Source organism: Microvirga lotononidis, assembly GCF_034627025.1.
In the GTDB taxonomy this organism is placed as follows: Bacteria; Pseudomonadota; Alphaproteobacteria; order Rhizobiales; family Beijerinckiaceae; genus Microvirga; species Microvirga lotononidis.
In genome coordinates this window covers 3,788,187-3,815,000 of sequence record NZ_CP141048.1, presented here as the reverse complement: position 1 = coordinate 3,815,000, position 26,814 = coordinate 3,788,187, and the positions used below count along the sequence as shown (strand labels likewise).

General features: G+C 64.6%; 24 protein-coding genes, 1 tRNA gene and 1 pseudogene (1 of these 26 cut by a window edge). 11 read left to right on the top strand and 15 right to left on the bottom strand.

The annotated features are described in order from the left end of the window. From U0023_RS18070 to U0023_RS18060, 3 genes are all read left to right on the top strand, one after another. Positions 1-1,397, top strand: the 3' portion of a protein-coding gene (locus tag U0023_RS18070; protein ID WP_009492295.1) for a hypothetical protein. The gene continues 46 nt to the left of window position 1, outside the view; only the last 1,397 of its 1,443 coding nucleotides appear in the window; its start codon lies beyond the left edge, outside the window; its stop codon occupies positions 1,395-1,397. A gap of 118 nt (positions 1,398-1,515) precedes the next feature. Continuing rightward, entirely contained in the window at positions 1,516-2,469 is a 954-nt protein-coding gene (locus U0023_RS18065; RefSeq protein WP_009492293.1) for an aldo/keto reductase, read from the top strand. 126 nt (positions 2,470-2,595) lie between these two features. Continuing rightward, positions 2,596-3,687, top strand: a complete 1,092-nt coding sequence (locus U0023_RS18060) for an alkene reductase (protein WP_009492291.1) — start codon at positions 2,596-2,598, stop codon at positions 3,685-3,687. 3 nt (positions 3,688-3,690) lie between these two features. On the opposite strand, the gene U0023_RS18055 is transcribed toward U0023_RS18060, so the two are convergent. The 3 genes from U0023_RS18055 to U0023_RS18045 are packed head-to-tail and all read right to left on the bottom strand — an operon-like array spanning position 3,691 to position 5,504. Continuing rightward, positions 3,691-4,215 (bottom strand): hypothetical protein, encoded by a 525-nt coding sequence (locus tag U0023_RS18055; RefSeq protein ID WP_009492288.1) that lies wholly within the window; start codon positions 4,213-4,215, stop codon positions 3,691-3,693. 49 nt (positions 4,216-4,264) lie between these two features. Beyond that, a complete protein-coding gene (locus U0023_RS18050) occupies positions 4,265-4,825 on the bottom strand; it encodes a hypothetical protein (protein WP_009492286.1) in 561 nt (186 codons plus the stop codon). Then, on the bottom strand, positions 4,812-5,504 hold the full coding sequence (locus tag U0023_RS18045; RefSeq protein ID WP_009492284.1) for a ceramidase domain-containing protein: 693 nt from the start codon (positions 5,502-5,504) through the stop codon (positions 4,812-4,814). The genes U0023_RS18050 and U0023_RS18045 overlap by 14 nt, the downstream gene beginning before the upstream one ends. Before the next feature lie 95 nt (positions 5,505-5,599). Between U0023_RS18045 and xth the strand changes: the two genes are divergently transcribed. Continuing rightward, on the top strand, positions 5,600-6,385 hold the full coding sequence (gene xth, locus U0023_RS18040) for an exodeoxyribonuclease III (protein WP_009492282.1): 786 nt from the start codon (positions 5,600-5,602) through the stop codon (positions 6,383-6,385). Positions 6,386-6,477: 92 nt separating this feature from the next. On the opposite strand, the gene U0023_RS18035 is transcribed toward xth, so the two are convergent. The 6 genes from U0023_RS18035 to lipB form a co-directional block, all read right to left on the bottom strand. After that, positions 6,478-7,320: a tetratricopeptide repeat protein gene (locus U0023_RS18035; RefSeq protein WP_009492280.1), complete on the bottom strand. Its 843-nt coding sequence runs from the start codon at positions 7,318-7,320 to the stop codon at positions 6,478-6,480. Further along, positions 7,307-9,037 (bottom strand): dihydroxy-acid dehydratase, encoded by a 1,731-nt coding sequence (gene ilvD / locus U0023_RS18030; protein WP_009492278.1) that lies wholly within the window; start codon positions 9,035-9,037, stop codon positions 7,307-7,309. The genes U0023_RS18035 and ilvD overlap by 14 nt, the downstream gene beginning before the upstream one ends. A 359-nt stretch (positions 9,038-9,396) precedes the next feature. Then, the gene (locus tag U0023_RS18025) at positions 9,397-10,227 is read right to left on the bottom strand and encodes a protein-L-isoaspartate O-methyltransferase family protein (protein WP_009492277.1); all 831 of its coding nucleotides are present in this window, start codon (positions 10,225-10,227) and stop codon (positions 9,397-9,399) included. Between the two features lie 532 nt (positions 10,228-10,759). Beyond that, positions 10,760-12,367 (bottom strand): carboxyl transferase domain-containing protein, encoded by a 1,608-nt coding sequence (locus U0023_RS18020; protein WP_009492276.1) that lies wholly within the window; start codon positions 12,365-12,367, stop codon positions 10,760-10,762. Positions 12,368-12,483: 116 nt separating this feature from the next. Then, the gene (locus U0023_RS18015; RefSeq protein WP_009492275.1) at positions 12,484-12,861 is read right to left on the bottom strand and encodes a hypothetical protein; all 378 of its coding nucleotides are present in this window, start codon (positions 12,859-12,861) and stop codon (positions 12,484-12,486) included. An 89-nt stretch (positions 12,862-12,950) separates the two neighbouring features. Then, positions 12,951-13,793 carry a lipoyl(octanoyl) transferase LipB gene (gene lipB / locus U0023_RS18010; RefSeq protein WP_009492274.1) on the bottom strand — a complete coding sequence of 281 codons (843 nt, stop codon included), beginning with the start codon at positions 13,791-13,793 and terminating at the stop codon, positions 12,951-12,953. A 145-nt stretch (positions 13,794-13,938) separates the two neighbouring features. On the opposite strand from lipB, the gene U0023_RS18005 reads away from it, so the two are divergent. From U0023_RS18005 to U0023_RS17990, 4 genes are all read left to right on the top strand, one after another. Beyond that, a tRNA-Leu gene (locus U0023_RS18005) sits at positions 13,939-14,023 on the top strand. Positions 14,024-14,240: 217 nt separating this feature from the next. After that, complete coding sequence (gene mgtE, locus U0023_RS18000; RefSeq protein WP_009492273.1) at positions 14,241-15,665, top strand: magnesium transporter; 1,425 nt, start codon at positions 14,241-14,243, stop codon at positions 15,663-15,665. Between the two features lie 90 nt (positions 15,666-15,755). Then, positions 15,756-16,655 carry a glycoside hydrolase family 25 protein gene (locus U0023_RS17995; protein WP_009492272.1) on the top strand — a complete coding sequence of 300 codons (900 nt, stop codon included), beginning with the start codon at positions 15,756-15,758 and terminating at the stop codon, positions 16,653-16,655. A 221-nt stretch (positions 16,656-16,876) separates the two neighbouring features. Continuing rightward, positions 16,877-18,049, top strand: a complete 1,173-nt coding sequence (locus U0023_RS17990) for an isovaleryl-CoA dehydrogenase (RefSeq protein WP_009492271.1) — start codon at positions 16,877-16,879, stop codon at positions 18,047-18,049. Positions 18,050-18,250: 201 nt separating this feature from the next. Here U0023_RS17990 and U0023_RS17985 read toward each other — a convergent pair whose 3' ends face one another. Then, on the bottom strand, positions 18,251-19,831 hold the full coding sequence (locus tag U0023_RS17985) for a hypothetical protein (RefSeq protein ID WP_154661246.1): 1,581 nt from the start codon (positions 19,829-19,831) through the stop codon (positions 18,251-18,253). Between the two features lie 432 nt (positions 19,832-20,263). On the opposite strand from U0023_RS17985, the gene U0023_RS17980 reads away from it, so the two are divergent. Continuing rightward, entirely contained in the window at positions 20,264-20,968 is a 705-nt protein-coding gene (locus U0023_RS17980; protein WP_009492269.1) for a ribonuclease activity regulator RraA, read from the top strand. Positions 20,969-21,161: 193 nt separating this feature from the next. Continuing rightward, complete coding sequence (locus U0023_RS17975; protein ID WP_009492268.1) at positions 21,162-21,992, top strand: YdcF family protein; 831 nt, start codon at positions 21,162-21,164, stop codon at positions 21,990-21,992. Here the strand turns inward: U0023_RS17975 and U0023_RS17970 are convergent. Together U0023_RS17970 and U0023_RS17965 are read right to left on the bottom strand one after the other, a co-directional pair. Beyond that, a complete protein-coding gene (locus U0023_RS17970) occupies positions 21,950-22,234 on the bottom strand; it encodes a DUF3253 domain-containing protein (RefSeq protein ID WP_009492267.1) in 285 nt (94 codons plus the stop codon). The genes U0023_RS17975 and U0023_RS17970 overlap by 43 nt on opposite strands. Further along, positions 22,227-22,919, bottom strand: a complete 693-nt coding sequence (locus U0023_RS17965) for a DUF599 domain-containing protein (protein WP_009492266.1) — start codon at positions 22,917-22,919, stop codon at positions 22,227-22,229. Before U0023_RS17965 ends, U0023_RS17970 begins: the two co-directional genes overlap by 8 nt. A gap of 71 nt (positions 22,920-22,990) precedes the next feature. Here U0023_RS17965 and U0023_RS17960 point away from each other — a divergent pair, with 71 nt between their 5' ends. Beyond that, positions 22,991-23,401, top strand: coding sequence for a rhodanese-like domain-containing protein (locus U0023_RS17960; protein ID WP_009492265.1), 411 nt, complete (start codon positions 22,991-22,993; stop codon positions 23,399-23,401). Here the strand turns inward: U0023_RS17960 and U0023_RS17955 are convergent. The 3 genes and pseudogenes from U0023_RS17955 to U0023_RS17945 all read right to left on the bottom strand — a co-directional run bounded on the left by U0023_RS17955 (position 23,398) and on the right by U0023_RS17945 (position 26,522). After that, a complete protein-coding gene (locus U0023_RS17955; RefSeq protein ID WP_009492264.1) occupies positions 23,398-23,691 on the bottom strand; it encodes an acylphosphatase in 294 nt (97 codons plus the stop codon). The genes U0023_RS17960 and U0023_RS17955 overlap by 4 nt on opposite strands. 218 nt (positions 23,692-23,909) lie before the next feature. Beyond that, positions 23,910-24,323, bottom strand: a pseudogene (locus U0023_RS17950) (gamma-glutamylcyclotransferase family protein); the annotation flags it as partial. Positions 24,324-24,518: 195 nt separating this feature from the next. Further along, on the bottom strand, positions 24,519-26,522 hold the full coding sequence (locus U0023_RS17945; protein WP_009492262.1) for an acetyl-CoA carboxylase biotin carboxylase subunit: 2,004 nt from the start codon (positions 26,520-26,522) through the stop codon (positions 24,519-24,521). Positions 26,523-26,814 lie beyond the last annotated feature (292 nt).

Below are 26,814 nucleotides of genomic sequence, written 5' to 3'. Positions count from 1 at the left end.
ACAGGGAGGCCAAGGTCCCTGTTCCCGTCACCGCCGCGAAACTGGGCAGGCCCGTGCCGGCAACCTATGCCAGGGCGCGGCTGATCGGCACTCTCGTCCAGCCTCACCAGACCTGGGATGAAGCCAGCGTCGCGCGCTTGCGCGAACTCGTTTCGGCCGATCCGCCGCTGACCGACAAGCTGATCGCCGCCGAGCTCGGCCGAACCGTGACCCAGATCCGCTGGAAGATGCAGGATCTCGGCCTGATCGGCGTGCGCGATCTCTCCAAGCTGGCGAAGATCACCGCTGCCGGAATGGCGCGCCCCAAAGCGCCCCAGGCCCAAGCTTCGAAACCGGCGGCCGCGACGCCTCCCGCGCAGAAGCCGGTCCGGCTTCCCACGCCGGAACGCCATCCCCCCATCGCCCGAGCTGAGATGCCTGCTCCGACGGCGGTGCCTGTCGCAAGGAAAGTGCTGCCGTCGATCGACGTTCAGGCGGCGATCGTTCAAGCCATCAAGGTTCTCGAAGCATCGATGGCGGATCATCTGAAGACCATGGTCGCAGAGACAGAAGCGGGAATGATCCGCGCCGCGAGAGCCGCCATCGCCGAGAAGGGTCGCATCGATCAGCGGCTCGTCATCCGGGTCAAGCGTTCGGCAGAGGCCGCGGCCCGTCGCGACGCGGAGGCGAAGAAGGCCGAAGCGGAAACCAGGCAGCGGCAAATGGAAACCTGGAAAGCAGAGGCCGAAGCCAAGCGGCAGGGTGCCGAAGCGGCACGTCATGCCCGTGAGGAAGCGGCCCGCCGGGTTCAGGAAGAGAAGGCCCGGGCGGAGAAGGTTCGCCAGGAAAAAGCTCGCGAAGAGAAGGCGCTCCGCGAAAGGGTCCAGGCCGCAGCTCCCAGGCCCGCCCAAAAACCCAAGGAGCCGGAGAAGAAAGCCGTCCTGCCCACCGTTCAGGGCATGTCGCGGGTCGCGCCTCTCCGCCCTGCCCCGCAGCCCGTCGCGCCTGCCGTCCCGAAGATCGTCGTCACCGAGGCTCCCGCCGCTCCTCGGGCCGAGGAGCCCGACACGACCGGAGGACAGACCTCTGGCCGCGGCGGCTGGAAATCCGTCCGCCGGGATCCTGCGCGCGCGCTTGCACAGGCCAAGGCGAAGGCAAAGCCCGCCAATCGCGCAGATGCGATCGACCTCGCCCAAGCTGCGCAGGCGGCCATCGAGCGCTTCATTGCGGAGCGCGGCGTGACGAAGTCCGAATCGAGCGGCATTCAGGCTGTCGTGTCTCGTCTTCAGGCACGGGGCTACATCGTGGTGCGCGACGAGACCGGCTGGACCATCGACCAGCGCCATCGCGTGGGCAGCGAAGCCGAGTTGTTCGCCTTCGCGGAAGCGCGGGGCATCACATTGAGCGTGGCCGCCTGATCGCCGGTGCCCTCGCACCGGCATGCAACATATCGTGAGGCAAGGCAGGTCCACTTTTCCTCACGATGCGCTATCTCCATGATCCGCTCCGAAACGGCAGCGGATCATGGAGATGAAGATGGAAAAGCGTCGGCTCGGCCGCTCGGACTTGATGGTTTCTCCCCTGTGCCTCGGCGGCAATGTCTTCGGCTGGACGGCCGATGAGGCGACGTCGTTCAAGGTGCTCGACGCCTATGTCGATGCCGGCCTCAATTTCATCGACACGGCCGACGTGTATTCCACCTGGGTGCCCGGCCACACAGGCGGCGAGTCGGAGACCATCATCGGCAAATGGATGAAGGCTCGCGGTAACCGCGACAAGCTCGTGATCGCCACCAAGGTCGGCTCCGAGATGGCGCCGGATCGGAAAGGCCTGTCGAAGAACTATATCCGGTCCGCCGTGGAGGATTCGCTCCGCCGCCTCCAGACCGACACCATCGATCTCTATCAATCCCATCGGGACGACCTCGACACGCCGCAGCAGGAGACGCTCCAGGCTTACGAAGAGCTGATCCGTGCCGGAAAAGTGCGAGCCATCGGGGCGTCGAATTTCACGGCCGCCCGGCTGAAAGAGGCGCTCGCGATCAGCGCTGATCTCGGACTGCCGCGCTACGAGAGCCTGCAGCCGAAATACAATCTGTCCGACCGCGCGGAATACGAAGCCGAGCTGGAGCCGCTCTGCCGGAAAGAGGAGGTCGGCGTCATCCCCTATTACGGCCTCGCGAGCGGTTTCCTGACGGGCAAGTACAGGTCTGAAGCGGATTTCGGCAAGAGCGTGCGCGGCGGCCGCATGGCGGCCTATCTCGATGATCGCGGCCGGCGCATCTTGGCGGCCCTGGACGAGGTCTCAGCCCGGAAGAATGCAACGCCGGCCCGGATCGCGCTCGCCTGGCTGATGGCGCGGCCGGGGCTCACGGCCCCGATCGCGAGCGCCACGAGCGTGGAACAGGTTCGGGACCTCGTTCAGGCAACGCAGGTGCGCCTCGGAGACGAGGACATAGCGGAACTCGACCGAGCCAGCAGCCCTGCCTGAGCGGGCGATTTCGCTTTGAGGCATGGCATTTTTGCATAGCAGCCTTCCGTTGCGTCAAATGGAGGGCTGCTTATCTCGTACCAACCTGTGCTTTCGATAATTCCACAGGATGAAACGAGGTTTTCGATGAGTGCCGACGCCAATGCTTTGTTCCAGCCCTTGACCCTGGGCGACCTGACCCTGCCCAACCGCCTGGTCATGGCCCCCCTCACCCGGAACCGGGCGGCGGAAGGGGATGTGGCTCGCGATATCACGGCGACCTATTACGCCCAGCGCGCCAGCGCGGGCCTCCTGATCTCGGAAGGCTCGCAGATCTCTCACCAGGGCCAGGGCTATCTGCGCACGCCCGGCATCTATTCACCCGAGCAGGTGGCGCATTGGCGCAAGGTGACCGATGCTGTCCATAAGGCCGGCGGCCGGATCTTCATCCAGCTCTGGCATGTGGGACGGGTCTCGCACACGTCGCTCCAGCCCGGCGGCGGCGCACCCGTCGGCCCCTCGCCCATCCGCGCGCAAACGAAGACATTCCTCGAAGAGGGCTTCGCGGACGTGTCCGAGCCGCGCGCGCTCGACCTCTCGGAGATTCCCGGAATCCTGCGGGATTACGAGACGGCCGCCCGCAACGCCAAGGAGGCAGGTTTCGACGGCGTCGAGATCCATGCGGCGAACGGCTATCTGCTCGACCAGTTCATGAAGGACGGCTCCAACAAGCGCACCGATGCCTATGGCGGCTCCATCGAGAACCGGGCCCGCCTGACCATCGAAGCGGCTGAAGCCGTGCTGAAGGTCTGGGACAAGGGCCGCGTGGGCATCCGCCTCTCCCCGGCCAAGGTGAACGATGCGGAGGATTCGAATCCGCAGGCCCTGTTCAGCCATGTGGTGGAGAAGCTCGACGGCCTGGGTCTTGCCTATATCCACGTCATCGAAGGCGCCACCCAGGGCGACCGTAACGCCGTGGCCGTGGATTACGAGGGGCTGCGCCGCTCATTTCGTGGAGCCTACATCGCCAATAACGGCTATGGCCGCGAGATGGCGGCCGAAGCCGTTTCCAACGGCCGCGCCGACCTGGTGGCGTTCGGCCGCCTGTTCATCGCCAATCCGGACCTTGTCGAGCGCTTCCGGCTCAATGCGCCTCTCAACGAGCCGGACCGCGCCACGTTCTACGGCGGCAGCACCGAGGGCTACACGGATTATCCGGCTCTCGAAGAAGCCGCCTGAGCGTCAGCAGCCCTGGCAGATTCCCCGCTTGACCCGCTTATCCGCATCCTCGAGGAGCTTCTCCTCGCGGGAGCTGGGGGCGACGGTCGAAGTCTCGCCCGGTTGCAGGCGGTTGCCGCCTGCAACCGTTCCCGTGGTGCGGGGACCCGTCTGGGAGCCGCCGGAGCCTGCGGCGGTTCCTCCCGTGCTGCCTTCGTTGCCGGGAGGCGGGACCGTACCCGTCGTCGCCCGACTGCCGGTTCCCGTATTCCCCATCGAGCCGCCCATGCGGCTGGAGGCGTTGCCGGGATCGGCGCTCCCTTGGGCGCCTTGGCCGGGTGGCCGGATGGTCGACGCTCCGGGCTGAGTGGCGCCGCTCGGCGCTGCCGAGGAGCCCGTGGACGGTGAAGCCGACGAGCCGCCGCCGGAAGCGCCGCCCGCGCCCCCTCCGCTGGAGCCCCCCGAACCGCCCGAGGAACCCTGCGCCCATGCCGCACCGGCGATCAGGCAGCCCGCGAGCAATGCGGTCGAAATGGTGAAGTGACGCATCGGCTTCTCCCTTCGGGTCGCTGTTTCACGTCAACTCCAAGCAAACTCATCAGGCTTGGCGACCGTTCCGCCAAATTGTCAGGCTCACCGGCCCTGCGGGATCGAGGATCCGGCGCGGTTCCGGCTTCAAGCCCTGTGCAGCCAGAACGGTTTCAGCGCTCACCCCCGCCCGGCAGCCGGAGAAGACGGGGACGCCGTCGGGAATGGAGGTTCCCTGGGCTCGGGTCAGGTGAAAGGCGTCGTAGCCGATGGCGAGGAAGAGGTCGAAGACCCGCCGCCCGCCGGGCACCGCCACGCGGCCGCCATCCGGCAGGACCGTTCGGATGGCTTGGTCCCAGGCAAGCGCCTCGGGATTCCACCACCAGCCGTCCGGCCGCCGCTCGAGGCCAGGCGAGGACGAGGACAGGATCACCCGCAGCCGGCCCTTGGGGTTCGGGTTGGCCTCATGACCCAGGCGGCCGAGCACCGTCACGGCCGACCGGTTGAGCTCGGCCTGGAAATAGGCCCAGTCGGCGTCGTTGCGGAGCACATCGGGCGTCCGCCCGGAGGCGTCGGCGATGCAGTCGTTGTCCGACACGATGGCATAGCCGTGAATCTCAATCCTGGACAAAGACCGGTCCTTTTCGCGATGAGTGAACGATGGCGGCTCGCATCAGGATGCCGAGCACCAATGCATTGAGCATATGCCACAGAAAATGCGTGCCCGCAGGCATGGCCGCACAAACCGCCTCGTCGATGGAGCGGACGTACAACGACAGCGCAAACACGCCCGCCGCCACGAGAAGCGCCAGACCCGCCGCTTTGGCTTGTGAAAGCCGGCAGGCAACTCCTACGGCGAGCAGCGCCAGCGCAGCCGGGATATAGCCGACCGAGCCGTTCAGCGTCACGCCGGGAAGGACGCTGAACCAGAGACGATCGAAGGACAGGTTGAAGAGCAGGAACAACCCTGTCGCGGCCGTGGCGGCAGCCCATCCAAGGCTCAGATATCGTCGCATGGCTAACAGGAAATAGCTGTAGATGAAGACGGCAATGGGCAACACGTCCGCCAGCAGCGACCAGCGGTTCGCGAATGTGTGAAACAGGAAACTGCCCGTCCCGACGACGAAGGTGACGGCGATCAGCCAGAGAGAGGGCCAGTCCCGCGCGCCGGCCCGCCGCCAGAGCAGGAAGGCATAAAAAGCCGCCGCGATGAAGGCCGCATTAGTCGCGGCGTTGAGCGGCTCCGCCCAAAATCCAGGGCCTAGCCGCTCGCAATAGCTGTCGATGGGCGTGAGCCATGAGCCGGGCATGAGGTGCAACCGTGGGGATGGCGACGAGTTCAATCTTGCCAGCCGAAGACGAACATCCGATGAAACTGGCAGGACGAAAGAGCGAGAGTGACACGATGCGCATTGCCACCTGGAACGTGAACTCCATCAAGCAGAGGCTGGATCACCTCGCCACTTTCGTGAAGAGCGCGGAACCGGACGTGCTCTGCCTCCAGGAGCTGAAGTGCGTGGACGAGGCCTTTCCGCGCGCGGAAGTCGAGGCGCTCGGCTACAACGTCGCCACGCATGGCCAGAAGGCTTATAACGGCGTCGCCATCCTGTCCAAGCGCCCGCTCGAGGATGTGCGCCGCGGCCTGCCGGGCGACGAGAGCGACGAGCAGGCCCGTTACCTGGAAGGCGTGATCTCGACCTCACACGGCGCCGTGCGTGTGGCCTCCATCTATCTGCCCAACGGCAATCCCATCGGCACGCCGAAATTCGACTACAAGCTCGCGTGGATGGACCGCCTCCGCGCCCATGCGAAGAATCTCCTCCTGCTCGAGGAGCCCCTCGTTCTGTGCGGCGACTACAACGTCATCCCCGAACCCAAGGACGCCATGGATCCGGCGGCCTGGACCAAAGACGCCCTGTTCCAGCCGGAGAGCCGAGCCAAGTTCCGGGAACTGGTCAATCTCGGCTTCCTCGATGCCGTGCGCGCCTGCAACGACCAGCCCGGCCTCTACTCGTTCTGGGATTATCAGGCTGGCGCCTTCCAACGGAACAACGGCATCCGCATCGACCACCTGCTGCTCTCGGCCCAGGCGCAGGACAAGCTCAGGACGGCCTCGATCCGGAAGGAAGTCCGCGGCTGGGACAAGCCCTCGGACCACGTGCCGGTGATGGTCGATCTGGATATCGAGTAACTACTGCCCGATTCCGTGAAGCGCTGCGTTCTACGAATCGAGATCACCGGCACGAGGCCGGTGATGATGTCGAGGAAATCCGTCCGCCCGGTTTACCGGCGCGACTGGATGTATTGCTCCAGCAGAGCCAGGGCGAGCTTGCGGTCGCTCTCGTCCGCAGCCGCGAAGGCGTCGTCGTAGAGGGAGACGATCCACTGATCCTTGGGGGCGTCGGTGGAGGCTTCCCGTGCCAGGGTGAGCCACATGAGGCCCTTGGCCCGCTGGCGCGGAACGCCCTGCCCCGTCATCAGCAGATGCCCCAGCAGCGCCTGGGACGCGGTGTGGCCCTTCTCGGCCGCCAGGTTGAACCAGCGCGCCGCATGGCGCGCGTCCTTCCGGACACCCGTACCCTCGAGGTAGAGACGGGCGAGGTTGTACTGCGCGTTTGAGTCGCTGAAATACGTCGCCGCGTAGCTGAACATCTCGACGGCCCGGGTCGGATTGGCCGCCACATAGCTGTCCTTGATGCCGTCCAGGAAATAGCCGCCGAGCGCCACGAAGGCGCTGGAGACCACCGATGCGTTGGGAGAATCGGGGCTCTCGTCCGCATGCTGGTCGGCAAGCTGGGAGAAATACTCGAACGCCTTCAGGTCGTCGTGCTCGACGCCGTCGCCGTCCGCATACATGCGCCCAAGCTTCCACAACGCAAGCGAGTGCCCCTGGCCCGCCGCATATTCGAGCGCGTGCACGGCCCCGATCTTGTCGCCCGCATAATAGTCGCGCATGCCGCTGCGCAGGGCATCACGGGCGGAGCCGTACTTGATGCCCGGAGCGAGGGCCGGCGACAGGGCAGGCGTGAGCGGTTGCGGGCGCGGCGCGGCATCCAGCGCATAGGCGGCGCCTGCGCCGAGGGTAGCCACCCACAACGTGGCCGCGATGAGTTTAAACGTCCGCATAGGTTTCTTTTTCTGCGGCTCCGCCGGGATGGGTCACAGCCCCGTCCCGTGCCGGACCCACGGTTTGCGAATATTTCCAGAGATAGCCCGAGGTGGCGTTCGTCTCCCGCGGCTTCCATTCGGAACGGCGCTTCGCCAATTCCTCGTCCGAAAGCTCCACGTCGATCGTGCCCGTGACGGCGTCGATGGCGATGATGTCGCCGTCCTTGATCAGCCCGATCGGCCCGCCGACCGCCGCTTCCGGGCCCACATGCCCGATGCAGAAGCCACGGGTCGCGCCGGAGAAGCGCCCATCGGTGATGAGAGCCACCTTGTCGCCCATGCCCTGGCCGTAGAGCGCTGCCGTGGTGGAGAGCATCTCCCGCATGCCGGGACCGCCGCGCGGCCCCTCGTAGCGGATCACCAGGACCTCGCCTTCCTTGTACTGGCGCGTGGAGACGGCTTCGAAACAGGCTTCCTCGCCGTCGAAGCATCGCGCAGGGCCGCGGAACGTCTGCTTCTCAGCCGGCATGCCGGCCACCTTCACGATGGCCCCTTCGGGAGCGAGATTGCCCTTCAGCCCGACGACGCCACCGGTGGGAGTGATGGGCCTGTCGGCCGGATAGACCACGTCCTGATCGTCGTTCCATTTCACGGAAGCGAGATTCTCGGCCATGGTGCGCCCCGTTACGGTCATGCAGTCCCCGTGCATGTAGCCGTGGTCGAGGAGCGTCTTCATGAGCAGCGGAATGCCGCCGACCTCGAACAGGTCCTTGGCGACGTAGCGCCCGCCCGGCTTCAGGTCGGCGATGTACGGCGTGCGCTTGAAGATCTCGGCCACGTCGAACAGGTCGAACTTGATTCCCGCCTCATGCGCGATGGCGGGAAGATGCAGAGCCGCGTTGGTCGAGCCGCCGGAGGCCGCCACCACCGTCGCGGCGTTCTCCAGGGACTTGCGGGTCACGATATCGCGCGGACGGATGTTCCTGGCGATCAGGTCCATGATCTGCTCGCCGGCAGCGGCGCAGAACCGGTCGCGGATCTCGTAAGGCGCCGGAGCGCCCGCCGAATACGGCAGCGCGATTCCCATCGCCTCGGAAACGGTCGCCATGGTGTTGGCGGTGAATTGCGCACCGCAGGCGCCGGCCGACGGACAGGCGACCTGCTCGAGCTCGGTGAGATCCTCATCCGACATCTCGCCGACCGAGTACTTGCCGACGGCCTCGAAGAGATCCTGAACGGTCACCTGACGGCCACGGAAGGAGCCCGGAAGAATCGAACCGCCATAGATGAAGATCGACGGCACGTTGAGGCGCACCATGGCCATCATCATGCCCGGCAGGGACTTGTCGCAGCCCGCCATGCCCACGAGCGCGTCATAGGAATGGCCGCGCATGGTCAGCTCGACAGAATCGGCAATGACCTCGCGGGACGGGAGCGACGCCTTCATGCCCTGGTGGCCCATGGCGATGCCGTCGGTGACCGTGATGGTGCAGAACTCGCGCGGCGTACCGTTGGCAGCAGCCACGCCCTTCTTCACGGCCTGGGCCTGGCGCATGAGGGAGATGTTGCATGGAGCCGCCTCGTTCCAGCAGGTCGCGACGCCGACGAGCGGCTGGGCGATCTGCTCCTTGGTCAGTCCCATGGCATAGAGATACGAGCGATGCGGCGCGCGAGCGGGCCCCTCCGTCACGTGACGGCTCGGCAGCTTCGACTTGTCGATCAACCGCGCATCCATGGTCCGCACTCTTCTTCCAACCGGTTCTCACGAGGAGCTCCAAGCCCGTTGGAACTCCCGTGATCTGCCATGTGCTACGCCACCGATGCAATGACCCTTAGGAAGGATCAATTGAACAGCCTTAACCTGAATTCTGCCCCAGGCGTCGTTACGTAAAGCTTTGGTTTTGAAGCACTTTAACCTGCATCAGGAGTAGCGCTCCGTTTATGGCGGGATCGCGGCGGAGCTTGGGCCAAGAGAGGCAGGATGTTGAAGGTTTGAAGGTGTTGCTCCACCGCAACATTTTTGGGACAGGATTCCCCTTGCCGACAAAGGATCGAGCCCTACGAAGGCGCGTTTCGGGTATGGCTATGCTCGTTTCAATGTCCCGGTTTCTCGGAGGAGAACCAGACGTCGTCGTAGACCGCGACGGCGCTGGAATCAGGCGCGCGCGTGCTCCCGATCCAGATGGATCGGACCGCGGCCAGATCGGCTTCGGTGGGCAGGCGTCCGCGGGAGATTCGTTCGGTCGTTCCGCTGCAGGAGATGAAACCGACGTTCATCAGCGATTGCACGCTGAACCCGCCTGCTCGCCGTGTCACCAGGAGCGCCGGCCCCCAACCCTTATGCGGTTGCCATGGGAAGATCAGACGCCCGCCCGGATTGAGCGCCCGGAGCCATTCGACATCCGGCGCAAGAACACCCGCGTTGACGTAGACGATATCGGCCTTCGGCAGAGCCCGGCCGAAGGCGGACGCGGCATGGACGGTCACGTTGGCATAGGAGCTCAGATTCCGCGCCGCCTGAGCCGCAAGGTCGGCCTCGTATTCGAAGGCTTCGACGCGTCCGTCAGGCTGGACCAGCAGCGCCAGGATGGCAGTATAATAGCCCGTCCCTGCGCCCACGTGGATCACCGCCTCGCCCGGTCGCGGACGGGCCGCATCGATCCAGGCGGCATGAAGGGCCGGCTCGCCGTTGTTGATGCCGCGCTCGGGATCGATGGCGACGAGGACATTGTCGTAGATGTCGGCGATTTCGGAGGTCCGGACCGCAACGCCCATGCTGATGGCGGTCCAGGGCGGAGGCGGCAAGAACGCTTCTCGCGGAACGCTCTCGAAGGCCAGTTCGATGCGCCCGTCGCGGACCTCCGCCAGCCGGGCGATCTGCCTGGCATAGGCACGACGATAATGGTCGGATCCTTCCTGCGGCATGTTTTGAAAGCGCCTTGAGCCCGCAAGAGTTCCACGCCGTGGAAAGGCGGGCCGGCTACATCCTGAACACGCCGGACGTCTTCTCGGAAACAAGAATGTTCACATTCGCCGAGAAGGCCAGCGCCAGCGCGCGTCCACGAGGGCAAGATGTCTCGAACATTCTATGGATGGGACGAGGCATAATAGGACGAGACGTCCTCCTCGTACATGTCGACGATCAGTGCTTTGTTTGAAGGCCGTTCATTGTTCAGCGCTCAGTCCTTGCTCAGGCTCCGATGTTGTGGTCGCGCATGATGACGAATTCACGCGTCGCCCATCACCACATAGGAAGCGGAACTTGGGGATGCGCTGAACGGGACGCAGGGGATAATAAGGGCGATACGAACCTTTTCGGACTTCGGAGTAATGAGGTCCTGGAGTGAGCCGCAAGGGGCCGCATGCCGCAATGCTCATGGCGAGCAACCCAAGGAGCGGCAGCCGTCCAAGGAGATTACTACCAATCTTCAACCCAGCCCTCAATATTGTAACTTAATTACATTCTAAATACGCCGAAATTGGTAGGAGGTAAAGGTGCATTCAACGCCGCGGAGAAGGCTAAGGCGAGCACGCGCCGCGTCTCGGACGGCAGGATGATGCCGTCGTCCCACAGGCGGGCCGTGGCGTAATAGGGCGAGCCTTCCTTCTCGTACTTGTCGCGGATCGGCGCCTTGAAGGTCTCCTCCTCGTCCGCGCTCCAGGCATTGCCTTCGGCCTCGATGTTGTCGCGCCTAACGGTAGCGAGAACGCTCGCCGCCTGCTCGCCGCCCATCACCGAGATGCGCGAATTCGGCCAGGTGAAAAGGAAGCGAGGGGAATAGGCGCGCCCGCACATGCCATAATTGCCGGCGCCGAACGAGCCACCGACCAGCAGCGTGACTTTCGGCACCTGGGCGCAGGCGACCGCCGTGACGAGCTTCGCGCCGTCCTTGGCGATGCCTCCCGCCTCGTACTGGCGCCCGACCATGAAGCCGGAGATGTTCTGCAGGAAGAGCAGCGGGATCCGCCGCTGGCAGCACAGCTCGATGAAATGCGCGCCTTTCTGGGCGCTTTCCGAGAACAGGATGCCGTTATTGCCGATGATGCCGACCGGCATGCCCCAGAGCCGTGCGAAGCCCGTGACGAGGGTCGTGCCGTAGAGGCGCTTGAACTCGTCGAACTCGGAGCCGTCGACCAGACGGGCGATCACCTCGCGGATGTCGTATTGCTTCTTGAGATCGGTCGGCACGATCGCGTCGAGATCGTCGATGGAGTATTTCGGCTCCACCGGTTCGGCGATGTCGATATCGATGCTCTTGCGCGTGTTCAACGTTCCGACGATGCGCCGCACGATGGCGAGCGCGTGAACGTCGTCGGTGGCGTAATGATCCGCCACGCCGGAGAGGCGGGCATGGACATCGGCGCCGCCGAGATCCTCGGCCGAGACCACCTCGCCGGTCGCCGCCTTCACCAGGGGCGGCCCGCCGAGGAAGATCGTGCCCTGGCGGCGCACGATGATCGTCTCGTCCGACATGGCCGGCACATAGGCGCCGCCTGCCGTGCAGGAGCCCATGACGCAGGCGATCTGCGGGATGCCGAGCGAGGACAGGGTTGCCTGGTTGTAGAAGATGCGCCCGAAATGCTCCCGGTCCGGGAAGACGTCCGTCTGATGGGGCAGGTTCGCGCCGCCGGAATCCACCAGATAGATGCAGGGCAGACGGTTCTCGCGCGCCACTTCCTGGGCGCGCAGGTGCTTCTTCACCGTCATCGGGTAATAGGTGCCGCCCTTGATCGTCGAATCGTTGCAGACGATCATCACCTCACGGCCTTCGACGCGCCCGATGCCCGTGATGATGCCGGCACCATGGATCGCGTCCTCATACATGCCGTGAGCGGCAAGCGAGCCGAGTTCCAGGAATGGCGCACCCGGATCGAGAAGCCGCATCACGCGCTCGCGCGGCAGGAGCTTGCCGCGGGCGAGGTGCCGCTCCCGCGCCTTGGCGGGGCCGCCCTGCGCCACTTCCTGCCGCTTGGCCTGGAGTTCATCGGCGAGTTCGGCCCAGGCGGCACGGTTCGCCCGCGCGGAATCCGATGTCAGATCGGCGGAGGTGGCGATGACGGGCACGGCGGCTTTCTCCCTCGTTCTTGGCGGCGGCTCCTTCACGGCAGAAACCGGAGGGCCGTCCACGTCAGTACCTAGAACCAGGGAGCCGATGCAACCGGGATCGGCGGCCTCCCGCGTCAGCCTTTCGCACGAATGACGGTTTCCTGGCGCACGACGCCCGAGCCGCAGCGATAGGCGATGCCGCGCACGAGCGACCAGTCATGGGACACCTGCTGCATGTAGAGGTGCGTGCCGCCGAGGGCGACGGTCGCCTGGAGCATGTCTTCGGTGGCGTACCCGAAGGTCGAGTTTCCGAGGGTCGTGCCGAAACCGATATAGAGCGGCCGGGCCGTCCCGGGCGTCGTCGGGGTCACGGGGCTGACCTCTCCCAGACGGGCGCAGACCCGCACGTCCGCCGGCGAATCCACGATCTTGACGAGTTCCGTCGGCTCGGGCCGGTAGGCACAGGCCGAGGCAGCCAGGGCGACGAGGGAAGCGAGTAAGACACGTTGCATGGAAGTTCCGCCAATGATCAGCCGTTTGCTTCAGCTTAGAGCATGAAGCGGCCTTGGGGAGAAGCCTTGCCGTATCCTTTGTGAAAAACCTAGACGTCGTGGCTCAAGAGCAACGGTATCTCCGCCCTCTCGGTCGGCCCGAAGACCTCCTCGAAAGCCCTGCGCATCGCCGCATCCACCTCCGGCATGGTCACCAGGATGCCGAGGTCGACGAGGCTCGTGACCCCGTGCTGGGTCACGCCGCAGGGGACGATGCCGGTGAAATGCGAGAGATCGGGCTCCACGTTGAGGCTGATTCCGTGAAAGGTCGCCCAGCGGCGGACGCGGATGCCGATGGCGGCGATCTTGTCCTCCGCGGCCTCCCCCTTGTCGGGGCGCCGAACCCAAACGCCGACCCGGTCCTCGCGCCTCTCGCCACGGATGTTGAAGGAATCCAGCGTCGCGATGAGCCAAGCCTCGAGCGCCGTGACGTAGCGGCGGAGATCGGGGGCGCGGCGCTTGAGGTCGAGCATGACATAGGCAACCCGCTGGCCGGGCCCATGATAGGTGTATTGCCCTCCCCGGCCCGTCTGGTGAACCGGGAATCGGTCCGGATCCACGAGATCCTCCGCCTTGGCCGACGTCCCGGCCGTATAGAGCGGCGGATGCTCCACCAGCCACACCAGCTCCCGCGCCTCGCTGGCCGCGATCGCCTCGGCCCTGGCTTCCATGAAAGCGACGGCCTCGTCGTAGGCGACGAGGCCGTCGGAGATGGCCCATTCCACCGGAGGGGAGCCGCTCTCGGGCTGGAATTGAACGGCCAGGCTGTCTCGCAGGTTCGACACCGATTCACCTTGAAACTTGGCGGCGGGCAGAGCGGAATTGCTCTGGCCCGAAAGAGCGGGAGGCACTCCCGCGGCGCCGCGGAACTCGCGCTTATATAGGCATTGCAACTGCTTATCGCCTATACCGTGGCCGGCAGGCGAGGCATTCGCTCACGTCAATTTGCGGATCCGTTGCGGAAGGGGTTGCAGCCCCCCGGTCGATCTGCTAGAGCGGCCTCCTCTTCAGGAGAAACCCACTCCTGGAACCGAGTTCGCGGTCATGGCGGAATTGGTAGACGCACTACCTTGAGGTGGTAGCGGGGAGACCCGTGGAGGTTCGAGTCCTCTTGACCGCACCAACTTTGGCGCTCAGGCGCCGAAGACGAAAAGGCCCCTTGCGGGGCCTTTTTTGTTGACCGTTCCTGCGATCCAGGGGCCTGGGCCAAGCGTTCAAGCGCCCGGATCGATCCGGCAGAGAAGATTGCCAAGCGATTCTCCGAGAAAGTCTTTTGGGCGCATTGCATGGGCTCGTCCCCGCACCTAAAAGGCGGGCAACCCACCTTCAGAGGACGGCTGATGCTGGAAGTCGAAGACAAGACGCCGCTCCCGAAGTCCGATGAGCCCGCAACCGAAGCCCTGGCCTTCAGGGACGAGGAGGGCGAGCTCAATCCGGAATTCCTGGCCGCCGCCGCCGATGCCATCGAGGCCTCGGAAGCCGACCGCCTGCAGCAACTCGTCGAAGGCTTCCACGAATCCGAGCTCGGCGATCTGCTCGAAGCGCTCGAGCCGGATCAGCGCCCTCGCCTCATCGAGCTCCTCGGCCGGTCCTTCGACTTCGCCGCCCTGACCGAGGTGGACGAGGCGGTCCGCGAGGAGATCCTCGAAGAACTCGAAACCTCGACCGTCGCCGAGGGTGTCCGCGACCTCGATTCCGACGACGCCGTCACGATTCTCGAAAGCCTTCCCGAAGAGGAGAAGGCGGAGGTCCTCGAGCAGCTTCCGGCCATCGAGCGCGTCGCGCTCCAGCGCTCCCTCGATTATCCCGAGGACAGCGCCGGACGGCGCATGCAGACCGAGTTCATCGCCGTGCCGCCGTTCTGGACGGTGGGACAGACGATCGACTTCATGCGTGAGACGGCGGATCTGCCGGAAACCTTCTACGAGATCTTCGTCATCGATCCGGCGGGCCACCTGCTCGGAGCGGTGGCCCTGGACCGGCTCCTGCGGTCGAAGCGTCCGGTCACGATCCAGGAGATCATGGACGACGAGCCCGACCGGGTGAAGGCGACCGAGCACCAGGAGGAAGTGGCGCGCCTGTTCGAGCGCTACAACCTGGTATCCGCGGCCGTGGTGGATGAAGCGGGCCGCCTCGTCGGTGCCATCCTCGTCGACGACATCGTCGACGTGCTCGAAGAGGAAGCCGACGCCGACATCAAGCAACTCGGCGGCGTGAAATCCGACGAAGAGCTGTCGGACACGGTGCTCTATACCCAGAGAAGCCGCTTCCCCTGGCTTTTCGCCAATATGTGCACCGCCTTCCTGGCCGCCGGCGTGATCCGCGTCTTCGAGGAATCCCTGGAGCGGATGGTGGCGCTCGCCATCCTCATGCCCATCGTCGCCTCCATGGGCGGCAATGCCGGCACCCAGACCATGACGGTGGCCGTCCGGGCCCTCGCCACCCGCGAACTCGGCCGCGCCAATGCCTGGCGCATCATCCGCCGCGAGGCAGCGGTCGGCATTCTCAACGGGCTGGTCTTCGCCGTGATCCTGGGAACGGTCGCAAGCGTGTGGTTCCAGTCGCCCCAGATCGGCCTCGTAATCGGCCTTGCACTCATCTCGGTCCTGCTCTTCGCGGCGCTCGGCGGCATCTTCGTCCCCCTGACGCTCAACCGGTTCGGCGTCGACCCTGCCGTTTCGTCCGGTCCCTTCGTCACGAGCATCACGGACATCGTCGGCTTCTTCTCCTTTTTAGGTATCGCAACGGTCTGGTTTCGCCTGTAGTCTCGCTTCGCGCCGCGCTCGTAAGGGCCTGTTAACGCTCTTCGGGCATCTCTGGTGCGGTCCCGTTTTGCGTACAATACAGTTGAACCGATGAAGACTCGCCGCCGCTCCCCCAGCCGCTCCAAGTGTTCCGGCCTGACGACCTTCGTACGGGCTGCCCGGTTCAGCGCGCTCGCTGTAATCGCCTTGGGTCTCGCCTCCTGCGCCATCATGCCCTCGTCGAGCCGCTATCCGACGAAGGGCGACGTCAGGCCTCACGAAGGCGTCGCAACGGCCCACCAGCTCCCCATTCACGGGGTCGACATCTCCAAATGGCAGGGCGACGTCGACTGGGCGTCGATGCGCCAAGCCGGCACCCAATTCGCCTTCATCAAGGCGACCGAGGGCGGCGACCACATCGACAGCAAGTTCCATGAGAACTGGCGCGAGGCCAAGCGGGCGGGCGTGCCGCGCGGCGCCTACCACTTCGTCTACTGGTGCCGCCCCGCGCACGAGCAGGCGGCCTGGTTCAAGAGGAACGTGCCCGCGGACCCGGATGCCCTCCCCCCGGTTCTCGACGTGGAATGGAACGGACAGTCGGTGAACTGCCCCAGGAAGGTTCCGCGCGAGCAGGCGCTCGCCATGATCGACGTGATGCTGCGCGAAATGGAAGCCCATACCGGCAAGCGTCCGATCATCTACACCGACATCACCTTCCATAAGGAAATCCTGGAAGGCGAGTTCAACGATTACCCCTACTGGATCCGCAGCACGGCCGCCGAGCCGCATGTGCGCTACAACAATCGCCGCTGGACCTTCTGGCAGTTCACGACCACGGGCCGCGTTCCCGGCGTGAAGGGCGACGTGGACCGCAACACGTTCTACGGCACGGAAAACCAATGGCGCATGTTCGTCCAAAGCGCCTGCGATCCGCGCGACCATGGCCGCCTGAGGACGCAGGGCGTCTGCCGCGACATGGATCCCGTCCAAACGGCGAGCATCCCCGAATAGACGGATCTCCCCAATCGACCGATCAGGCTCCCTCACCCAACGTGAGGGAGCTTTTTCTTTATCGCGTACGACCAATTGCCGGTTCGCGGGCCGGCCCCACCTCTCCTTTTCAGACGATGCGGCCTTGATAAGGGCAGCATTGCTGACCAAAATGGCCGTTCAGAAGAGCGTTCCATCGCCGTCCGCGACCATGGGCAGGCGAATGGAACCGGGAGGGACAGATGCTGCAGAATGTCGCCAAGGGCTTCAATTTCGATCTCGGCGAGACGGCCGATGCCATCCGCGAGACCGTTCGCGACTTCGCCCAGGAAAAGATCGCGCCGCGCGCCGAGGAGATCGACCGGACGAACCAGTTCCCGCGCGATCTCTGGCCCCAGATGGGCGATCTCGGCCTGCACGGCATTACGGTCGAGGAAGAATATGGCGGAGCCGGGCTCGGCTATCTCGAACACGTGATCGCCATGGAGGAAATCTCACGCGCCTCCGCGTCGGTCGGCCTGTCCTACGGCGCCCATTCCAACCTCTGCGTCAACCAGATCCGCCGCAACGGCAACGAGGACCAGAAGCGCCGCTACCTGCCGCAGCTGATCTCCGGCGAGCATCTCGGGGCGCTTGCCATGTCCGAACCGGGCTCCGGCTCCGACGTGGTGTCCATGCGCACCCGCGCCGAGAAACGCGGTGACCACTACGTCCTCAACGGCAATAAGATGTGGATCACCAACGGCCCCACGGCCGACACCCTGGTGGTCTATGCCAAGACCGATCCGGCCGCAGGCCCGCGCGGCATCACGGCTTTCCTGATCGAGAAGGACTTCAAGGGCTTCTCGACCCATCAGAAACTCGACAAGCTCGGGATGCGTGGCTCGGACACCTGCGAGCTGGTGTTCGAGGATTGCGAGGTGCCGGAGGAGAACGTGCTCGGTCAGGTCGGCCGGGGCGTGAACGTGCTCATGTCCGGCCTCGATTACGAGCGCGCCGTGCTGGCCGCAGGCTCCACGGGCATCATGCAGGCCTGCATGGACGTGGTCCTGCCCTACATCCACGAGCGCAAGCAGTTTGGGCAGGCCATCGGCGAGTTCCAGCTCGTGCAGGGCAAGGTCGCCGACATGTACGTGACCATGAATGCCGCGAAAGCCTATGTCTACGCGGTCGCCAAGGCTTGCGACCGAGGCGAGACCACCAGGGAGGATGCAGCCGGCGCCATTCTCTACGCGGCGGAGAACGCCACCAAGATGGCCCTCGACGCGATCCAGCTCCTTGGCGGCAACGGCTATATCAACGACTATCCGACGGGTCGCCTGCTGCGCGACGCCAAGCTCTACGAAATCGGCGCCGGCACGAGCGAGATCCGCCGCATGCTGATCGGACGCGAGCTGTACGCCAAGACGGCCTAATCCGTCGGGCGTGAACTCAGATCCAGGATCGACGCCCTTGCGCACCGTGCGGCCCTCCGGGTCCGCACGAGGCGCTCTTCCAAGAGTGGAGCATCGGATCGATCCCAGAAGTGCAAGTCCACTTTTTGGTCCGATGCTCTCATCGTTTGTTCTTTCGCATCTTTCCACGCAAAACCGGTTCCCGCTTTTGCGTTCGATGCTCTAGGCGTCCTTCCTGATCTTGTAGAGCTGGAACCCGCGCCCGTTATGCACGATCTTCAGAAGATCGGGCGCGGGGTTGGACGTCTCGTCCGAATCGGTGCCGAGCACGATCAAATAATCATAGAATTCTGTCCATCGATCCCAGTAACGGGGGCCCTCGGCCGAGCCTTCCTCTTCCTCCGCCGCTACGATGATCTGGCTGATGCGGGGCGTGTCGCCGTCCTCAGTATCCACGTGCCCGCTGTATTCGGGTCGCGCGCGAAGGATCTGCTTTCCGGGCACGACGAACAGGCGTGAGACGAGAGCCGAACGCTCGATCACCGCAAGGGTCGGCGCATGAGACAGGGCGGCGTCAACGGCTCCCTCTGCAGGATCGTCAGCCTGGGTGACGAGAAGGCGCGCCCCCAAGGGCATGAGGCGCAGCGAGCTTTTCAGCTCCTGAAGCGGCTGCGAGATGGCCACCCAATGGGCTGAAACGTCGACGACGCGAAAGGCGATCGCGACAAGGCAGACAGCGAAGAAGGCATTGTGGTTCTCAAGCCTCTTCAGATCGACGGAGATGAAACCGAGCGTCATGAAGAAGATGCCCACAACGATGCGCTGATCGGCCATCCAGGACCCGAAGGCCATGCGCGGCATGGCGAGAAAGGCCAGCGTCAGCACCCCGGCCACGATCAGGCCGGCCGGATGAAAGCTCACCAGACCTCGTTTGACGGCGATTCCGATGGCAATGGCGATCAGCATCAGGAACGGGATATCGGTGATGTCCGAATAGACCGAGAGGAACAGCGTGACGGCCTCGAACTTGCCCTGAGACTCCCAGATGATGTCGTGTGAAAGCCCCCATGTCGGGCTGGTGACGAGGAAGTAGAGGAAAGGCAGGAAAGGTACGCCGAGTGCCAGGGCACTCCTGAGAAGAGGAGCCGGCTTCCAGGCCTTCTGCGTCCAGAGCCGCCAGAATTCGAAACTGGCAATGCCGAGTCCATAGAGGCCGAGGGCCGACAAGTGGCAGACATACAGAACCGTGCAGAAGGCGAGGCTTGCCAAGGCGCGGATGACCACCGGCTTCCCGCATAGCCTGATCCAGACGGAAAGGCCCAGCACCGCAGCCCCCACGCCGAACAGATAGTTCATCAGGCCCGTGAACAGAAAGCCGTTATAGACGAACAGCCCGCCCACAAGGGGCCAGGCCGACCAGCGCCCGTCGAGCGTGCGGTGGAGCAGCATCGGCCCCAGGAGCATCAGGAGCAGCGTCAGACCCACGAAGATACGCCCGGCGGTATAGACCCCGAAGAATGGCACCAGAGGCGGGACGATCAGGTCCATGATGAGGTTGGGAATCGGCGCCCAGGCCACCTCGTAGAACCGGGACAGGGACTCGTTGCCCGGGATGCCTGCGAGCGCCTGCATCCGCGCCAGGTGGTTGGGATAATCCTCCAGCGGCGGCACGACCGTGTAGAACAGGGGCAGCAGGATCAGAGCCGTCACGAGCAATGTCTGCTTGAGGACGACCCAGGGCCGCTCGATGCTCCTGTCGAGAGAAGCGGAAGCCAACCGGCCACGATTTTGGAATTCAGACATCCCTGTCCCCGCATCCGCTTCGTTCATGGACGGCGCGAATCCCGTCATTATCGGACGGCATAAGAGCCTGCGCCCGTTCCAGGTCAACCTCATCTTTCAGAGGGGCTCAGTGAGAAAGGCCGAGGATCCGGGCGATGCGACACTTCGCTCAGATCGTCCACATATCCCCGGCCATGGCAAGCGGTGAAAAGCCAGGGCGCCTTTGCAAAATACCAGCCGGACATGGCAGCCATCCCCTGTCGCGATCGACCCGTCGTGGCCGATGAACGATGGGAGCTTCGTGAAATCCTCCCTCATCAGGGCCCAAGGCACATTCTCGACAGATTCCGCGCGCCGAATCCGAAACATTGATGCACGCCTTTGCACGGTCTAATGGTGGCATTCAAAGCTGGTGGCCGTTATGAGTACCTACCCCAACGTCAGGAAACCCTCATGACACTCGACAAGACGATCGCCGACGCGCTGCGTGCTGCCTCCACCGCCACGATCACCACCGTGCTGCTGAAGAAGGGCGTCCGCCGCTGCTGGATGAAGGGGCCGATGCCCGCCTTCAATGCCACGGAAAAAATGGTCGGCCGCGCCTTCACCCTGCGCTTCGTGCCGGCCCGCGAGGATCTGGCGACGCCGGAATCCTGGGCCTCCCCGCGCTCCACCCGCGCGGCCATCGAGGACATGCCCGAAGGCTGCATCGCGGTAGTCGACTCCATGGGCGTCACCGATGCGGGCATCTTCGGCGACATCCTCACCGCCCGCATGCAGAAGCGCGGCGTGGCGGCCCTCATCACGGACGGCGCCGTGCGCGATGCGGCCGGCGTCGAAGGCACGAATCTTCCGGTCTGGTGCGCGGGCGTGGCCGCTCCGCCGTCCGTCGCGGGCCTCACCTTCGTCGGCTGGCAGGAGCCCATCGGCTGTGGTGGCGTCGCCATCTTTCCCAATGACGTGATCGTGGCCGACCGCGATGGGGTCGTAGTGATCCCCGCCGCCATGGTGGAAGAAGTCGCCAAGGCTGCCGTCGAGCAGGAGCGCTACGAGCTCTGGGTCATGCGCGAGGTGGAGAAGGGCGTACCCCTCCCCGGCCTGTATCCGCCGAACGCGGAAACCAAGGCCCGCTACGAAGCCGAGTCGAACAGGTCATAAGTCAGCAGGAGCCCGCGCGTCCCTGCTGGATGGACTCAGCACGTCATGGCCGGCCTCAGGCCGGCCATCCCGATGTGCGAGGCTCGGCATCTTCAGAAGCGGATTCACGGGCAGAAGGTCGGTGATGACGGAAATCGATTTCCGGACTGCTTCTGAGAAAGAGGTTTGAGGCATCGAAAGTAGAGGGTGGCGGGTGTTCTATTACGTCTCGAAGATCGCGTGGTTTTTCGCTACGCCCTCCAATCTTCTAATCAGCCTCATTCTGCTGGGGTTGATCCTGGCTCTCTTCAAGCGCTTCCGGCATCACGGCATCGGCCTGAGCCTCATTTTCACGCTGGCGACCGTCGCTTTGGGGCTCCTCCCCATCGCCAGTTACATCCTGCTCCCGCTGGAAGAGCGCTTCCCGCCCTTCCGCGATGACGGGAAGCCGGTCGACGGCATCATCCTGCTTGGCGGTTCCGTGGAGGCGGCGGATTCGGCTTCACGCGGCATGATCGTCGCCAATGAATCGGCCGAGCGGGTGCTCGACACGATCCAACTCGCCCACCGCTATCCAGGTGCCCGGATCCTGATCTCGGGCGGAGGCGGCACGGTCTTCGGGGACGGCACGGCGGAGGCCCCCATCATTGCGGCCTATTTCAAGAGCATCGGGATCGACCCGGCGCGCATGATCATCGAGGATCGCTCGCGCACGACGTACGAAAACGCAGCATATTCCATCGAACTCGCCAAGCCCCGCGAGGGCGAGCGCTGGCTGCTCGTCACTTCGGCGTGGCATATGCCGCGTGCAATCGGCGTCTTCGAAAAGGTTGGGTTCTCTGTCGTCGCCTATCCGGTGGACTTCCGCACATCCGGCGGCTCCGGGATCAACCGCCCCTTTGCCTTCATCTCGGAAGGCCTGCGGCGACTCGACATTGCGACGAAGGAATGGGCTGGACTGATCGCCTATTATTTCGCCGGCCGCACGGTGGGGCTGCTGCCCTATCCTGGCGGGTCCGGGATCGGCGACAGGGCCAACCGATAGGTTCCGCGAAAATCGTCGGGATCGACCGGACGGCCCTTGCGGAGGATGACGATGCGGCCCTCCTTCATGAGGCGCACCGCCACCTTTCGGACCGGCTGCATCAAGGGCCCCCAGCCCTCCGGCTGATTGCCTCCGATCGCCTGCGCCACATCGGCCGGGCCGATGGTCCTACCGGGGCCACGCTCTTCGAGAAGAGACAGCATGGCCGCCTCGAGTTCTTCGGGAGTCGCGTTCTTAGACATCGGGTGACCTCAGGGCTGCATCGTGGGCATCGGACAGGAACTGGCGCCGCCACATGACGAGCAGGACGCCGGCCGTCGCTCCGATGAAGAGATAGGCGCTCACGAACCAACCGAGATAGGCGAGAGAGAAGAAGAAGGCCCGTTGTCCACGGTTGAAATGCTTGCCGGCCACCGCATTCATCGCGGCAGCCTGCCGGGCGACCGCCAGCGCCTCCTCCCGGCTGTTATCCTTCAGCACTGGAACGGCCCCGACGATGATCGCCATGTAGTTGAACAGACGATACGACCAGGCGAATTTGAAAAAGGCATAGACGAAGATCACGGCGAGCCCGATCACCTTCACGTCCCAGCCCAGCCGGGTCGGCGGCTCTCCGAACGGGAGGTCGGCAAAGAGCGGCAACACGGAATCCGCCGAGCGCAGGAGAGCCAGCACGCCTCCGATGGCGATCAGGGACGTCGAGGCGAAGAACGCGGTGCCGTTCATGAGCGAGGCCATGATGGTGGTGTCGACGATCCGGTTTTCCCGCACCACCATCTGCTCCATCCACCGGTAGCGGTACTGGTTCATGATCCTATTGAGGCTACTCTGTCCGGCAGGCGTCAGTTCGAGCATGGCATGATATCCGAACCAGGCGACCAGAAAAAAAGCCAGCGCCCCAAAATCGAGTTTGGTGAAACCCAGCACCCTTCGTCTCCCGTTGACTCCGCTGCCATCTTGCCCAGTTTGTGCAAAGCCTCAATGGGGAGCGAACCTTCATGTCCCAGACCATCACCCGCGGCTACAAGGCATTGCTCGACGAAGCCAATGCGAAGATCAAGACCCTGCCTGTCGCCGAGGCGATGGCCTTGCATGGCCGCGACGACGTGGTGTTCGTGGATCTGCGCGATCCGCGCGAACTCGAACGCGAAGGCCGCGTTCCGGGGGCGGTGCATTGCCCGCGCGGCATGCTGGAATTCTGGATCGATCCGGAAAGCCCCTATCACAAGCCTGTCTTCGCCCAGGACAAGACCTTCGTGTTCTTCTGCGCCGCCGGCTGGCGCTCGGCGCTTTCCACGGCAACGGCGCAGGATATGGGGCTGAACCCGGTCGCCCATGTGGAGGGAGGCTTCACCGCCTGGAAGAACGCGGGAGGCCCCGTCGAGGCAGGCGCTCCGGGGAAGGGTTAGGCCGTTTCCCGAATCTCGAACCGGCTCGAAAAATCGTGATCGGGATCACCCTGGTCGAGAATTTCGACCTTCTCCACGCGCGAGCCGCCGGGTCCCTCGTGACAGGCCTTCAGCATCACCTTGACGAGGTCTTCCGGCCCCGAGAATACCGCCTCGACCGTGCCGTCCCGCCGGTTGCGGACCCAGCCTTTGAGCCCGTGCAATTGCGCCTGATGCTGCGTCCAGGCGCGGAAGCTCACGCCTTGGACGCGTCCGTGAATCAGTACGTGTGCGGTTCGATGTGCCGTCATCATGCCCTATCGTACACTCGGCAGGCGCGGTGTGGCGCCGGCCATTATTCCATCCAGCGTCTGGATAATGCGCCCTGCCCTCCGCAGATCCAGGCTAGGCAGGATTTCCTGGTCTTCGCCTGCCCTCACCGGGATTTGCGGATCGTTCCCGACGGTGCTCCCCAAAGGGGGCGAACTTTAGGAGCTTGAGGAACCGGAGCGGCGATCTGGGTTCTGGGCAGCCACATACCGAGGCTGCGTACATATTCCTCGGGCAGGCCCGCATGCCGGGCCGCCTCCACCACGCCCTCCATGTAGCCCGGCAGCGGCGTTCCCGGCTTGGCGCTCCGCCCGACATAGACCACGGCCCGGCGCGGCCCACGCTCCGTTACGATAGGTTGAATGACTTTGGTGTAGAGGCCGGTCGAGAGGCTCTCATAACGGTCGAGGGCAGGCACGTCCGCCAAGGCGAGGTCCCAGACCATGCCCCAGACCGCGCGCTGCGGATCCCGTACCACCGAGGCATAGCCCTCCTCGAAGATGATGAAGCGATGCCGCATGAGCCGCCCGATGCCGACCGGCTTGGAAGCGGGGCAGCGTTCGAGCATGGCGGCCTGGTCCATATTGGACCCGTAGGCGAAATAGAGGGGCATGGCTCAGGGGCCCTTTGCTTTGCCGGTCTCGTCAGGCGCTTGTGGCCAGCTCCCCTACGCCATCACCGCCCTTTTCCCGGTGATCCCGATCCGAGAAGCGTTGCGCCTCACTAGATCGGGATGGCCCGGACAAGCCCGGCCATGACGTATGGGTTCATATCTTCCGAGAGGGAGTACCGACCGAATGTGACCGCCTTATGCGAATTCCATGATCACCGCATCGACCGCCAGGCTGTCGCCTTCCTTGGCGTGGATCTTGGAGATGGTGCCGTCGCGCTCGGCGCGCAGAACGTTTTCCATCTTCATGGCTTCCACGATGCAGAGCGGTTCGCCCGCCTTGATGTCCTGGCCGACGCTCACGCTGATCGCCTTCACCAGCCCCGGCATCGGGCAGAGCAGCTGCTTGCCGCTGTCAGCCTCCAGCCGTTCCGGCATCAGGGCGGCGAGTTCCGCCTCGCGCCGCGTATAGACCCGCACCTCGGCCGAAGCGCCCGCGTGGGACAGCACGACACCGTTGAGGATCGGCCGCACCTGGACGGCCACCGGCTCGCCGCCGACCGTGCCGGTCCAAACCGGCTCGCCAGGCATCCAGCCCGACACGATGGGCCAGGCCTGACCGCCGATCACGACCGCGAAGCCGCCCTCGATGTCCTCGATCACGACCTCGTGCCGTTCCCGGCCCAGGAGCACCACCCGCTCCCGGTCGAACTGCACGCTGGAGACGGACCGCATCTGGCCCGAGATGTGCCGCTTGCGCTCGTTGAGCAGGTGATCGATGGCGGCTCCTACGGCCGCCATCCGGAGCGCCACCTCACCCTCCGGTGCAGGCGCCTTGAACCCTTGCGGGAACTCCTCGGCGATGAAGCCGGTGGAGAGCTTGCCCGATTGCCAGCGCGGGTGCTGCATCAGGGCCGAGAGGAACGGGATATTGTGGCGGATCCCTTCGATGGCGAACGCATCGAGCGCCGTCGCCTGCGCCTCGATGGCCTGGAGGCGGGTCGGGGCGTGGGTGACGAGCTTGGCGATCATCGGATCGTAATAGATCGAGATCTCGCCGCCTTCGTAGACGCCCGTGTCGTTACGTACCGTGATGCCGCCATGCCTCTCGCCTTCCTGCGGCGGGCGGTAGGTCACGAGACGGCCGGTGGAGGGCAGGAAATTGCGGACGGGATCCTCCGCATAGATGCGGCTTTCGACCGACCAGCCCGTGAGCTTCACGTCCGATTGCGTCAGCCTCAAGGGCTCGCCGGCGGCGACGCGGATCATCTCTTCCACGAGGTCGATGCCGGTGATCATCTCGGTCACCGGATGCTCGACCTGCAGGCGGGTGTTCATCTCGAGGAAGTAGAACGACTTGTCCTGGCCGGCCACGAACTCCACCGTGCCGGCGGAATCGTAGCCTACGGCCTTGGCCAGCGCCACGGCCTGCTCGCCCATGAGGCGGCGGGTCTTCTCGTCGAGGAGCGGCGACGGCGCCTCCTCGATGACCTTCTGGTTGCGGCGCTGGATCGAGCATTCGCGCTCGCCGAGATAGATCACGTTGCCGTGCTTGTCGCCGAGCACCTGGATCTCGATATGGCGCGGATCGGTGATGAACTTCTCGACGAAGACCCGGTCGTCGCCGAAGGAGGAGGCCGCCTCCGACTTGGCGCGGGCGAAGCCCTCGGCAACCTCGTCGGCCGAGTAGGCGATGCGCATGCCCTTGCCGCCGCCGCCGGCCGAAGCCTTGATCATGACCGGATAGCCGATCTCGTCCGCGATCTTGATCGCCTGCTCGGGTCCCTCGATCACACCGAGATAACCCGGAACGGTCGAAACCCTGGCGGCCGCGGCCGCCTTCTTCGACTCGATCTTGTCGCCCATGGCCGCGATGGCGCCGGGGTTCGGTCCGATGAACACGATCCCGGCTTCGGCCAGCGCCTTGGGGAAGGCTTCGCGCTCGGAGAGGAAGCCGTAACCGGGGTGGACCGCCTGCGCGCCGGTCGCCTTGCAGGCCTCGATGATCTTCTCGATCACAAGATAGGACTGGGCTGCGGTCGCCGGGCCGAGATGAACGGCCTCGTCGGCCATCTCCACGTGCAGGGCATCCCGGTCGGCATCGGAATAGACCGCCACGGTCTTGATGCCCATACGCCGGGCGGTCTTGATGACCCGGCACGCGATCTCGCCCCGGTTCGCAATCAGGATCTTGTCGAACATGAACCCTCGAACGCTCCACCCAACCAAAACTTAGAGCCTCGTGCGGAAAAGTGGATCCGGTTTTCCGCCGCGAACGATGCTCCAACCAAGAGAAGAAGCATCGGATGAATCCCAAAAGTGGGTTCCACTTTTGGGTCCGATGCTCTCGCCCCACCTCCGTTACTGCACATCCGTGCCTTGGGGAAGCGGGGCTTCGTCAGCATTTAGCGTTAGACGGCAAAACCACTTCAGGGAGCCCGGTCCGATCCCGTTCTCCTGTCGCCCACCCTTGGTCTCATCCGACACCAGGGGT

Coding starts and splice junctions, on each gene's coding strand:
- U0023_RS18065 (WP_009492293.1), top strand. CDS start 1,516: ATGGAAAAGCGTCGGCTCGGCCGCTCGGACTTGATGGTTTCTCCCCTG.
- U0023_RS18060 (WP_009492291.1), top strand. CDS start 2,596: ATGAGTGCCGACGCCAATGCTTTGTTCCAGCCCTTGACCCTGGGCGAC.
- U0023_RS18055 (WP_009492288.1), bottom strand. CDS start 4,215: ATGCGTCACTTCACCATTTCGACCGCATTGCTCGCGGGCTGCCTGATC.
- U0023_RS18045 (WP_009492284.1), bottom strand. CDS start 5,504: ATGCCCGGCTCATGGCTCACGCCCATCGACAGCTATTGCGAGCGGCTA.
- xth (WP_009492282.1), top strand. CDS start 5,600: ATGCGCATTGCCACCTGGAACGTGAACTCCATCAAGCAGAGGCTGGAT.
- U0023_RS18035 (WP_009492280.1), bottom strand. CDS start 7,320: ATGCGGACGTTTAAACTCATCGCGGCCACGTTGTGGGTGGCTACCCTC.
- ilvD (WP_009492278.1), bottom strand. CDS start 9,037: ATGGATGCGCGGTTGATCGACAAGTCGAAGCTGCCGAGCCGTCACGTG.
- U0023_RS18025 (WP_009492277.1), bottom strand. CDS start 10,227: ATGCCGCAGGAAGGATCCGACCATTATCGTCGTGCCTATGCCAGGCAG.
- U0023_RS18015 (WP_009492275.1), bottom strand. CDS start 12,861: ATGCAACGTGTCTTACTCGCTTCCCTCGTCGCCCTGGCTGCCTCGGCC.
- mgtE (WP_009492273.1), top strand. CDS start 14,241: ATGCTGGAAGTCGAAGACAAGACGCCGCTCCCGAAGTCCGATGAGCCC.
- U0023_RS17995 (WP_009492272.1), top strand. CDS start 15,756: ATGAAGACTCGCCGCCGCTCCCCCAGCCGCTCCAAGTGTTCCGGCCTG.
- U0023_RS17990 (WP_009492271.1), top strand. CDS start 16,877: ATGCTGCAGAATGTCGCCAAGGGCTTCAATTTCGATCTCGGCGAGACG.
- U0023_RS17985 (WP_154661246.1), bottom strand. CDS start 19,831: ATGTCTGAATTCCAAAATCGTGGCCGGTTGGCTTCCGCTTCTCTCGAC.
- U0023_RS17980 (WP_009492269.1), top strand. CDS start 20,264: ATGACACTCGACAAGACGATCGCCGACGCGCTGCGTGCTGCCTCCACC.
- U0023_RS17970 (WP_009492267.1), bottom strand. CDS start 22,234: ATGTCTAAGAACGCGACTCCCGAAGAACTCGAGGCGGCCATGCTGTCT.
- U0023_RS17960 (WP_009492265.1), top strand. CDS start 22,991: ATGTCCCAGACCATCACCCGCGGCTACAAGGCATTGCTCGACGAAGCC.
- U0023_RS17955 (WP_009492264.1), bottom strand. CDS start 23,691: ATGACGGCACATCGAACCGCACACGTACTGATTCACGGACGCGTCCAA.
- U0023_RS17945 (WP_009492262.1), bottom strand. CDS start 26,522: ATGTTCGACAAGATCCTGATTGCGAACCGGGGCGAGATCGCGTGCCGG.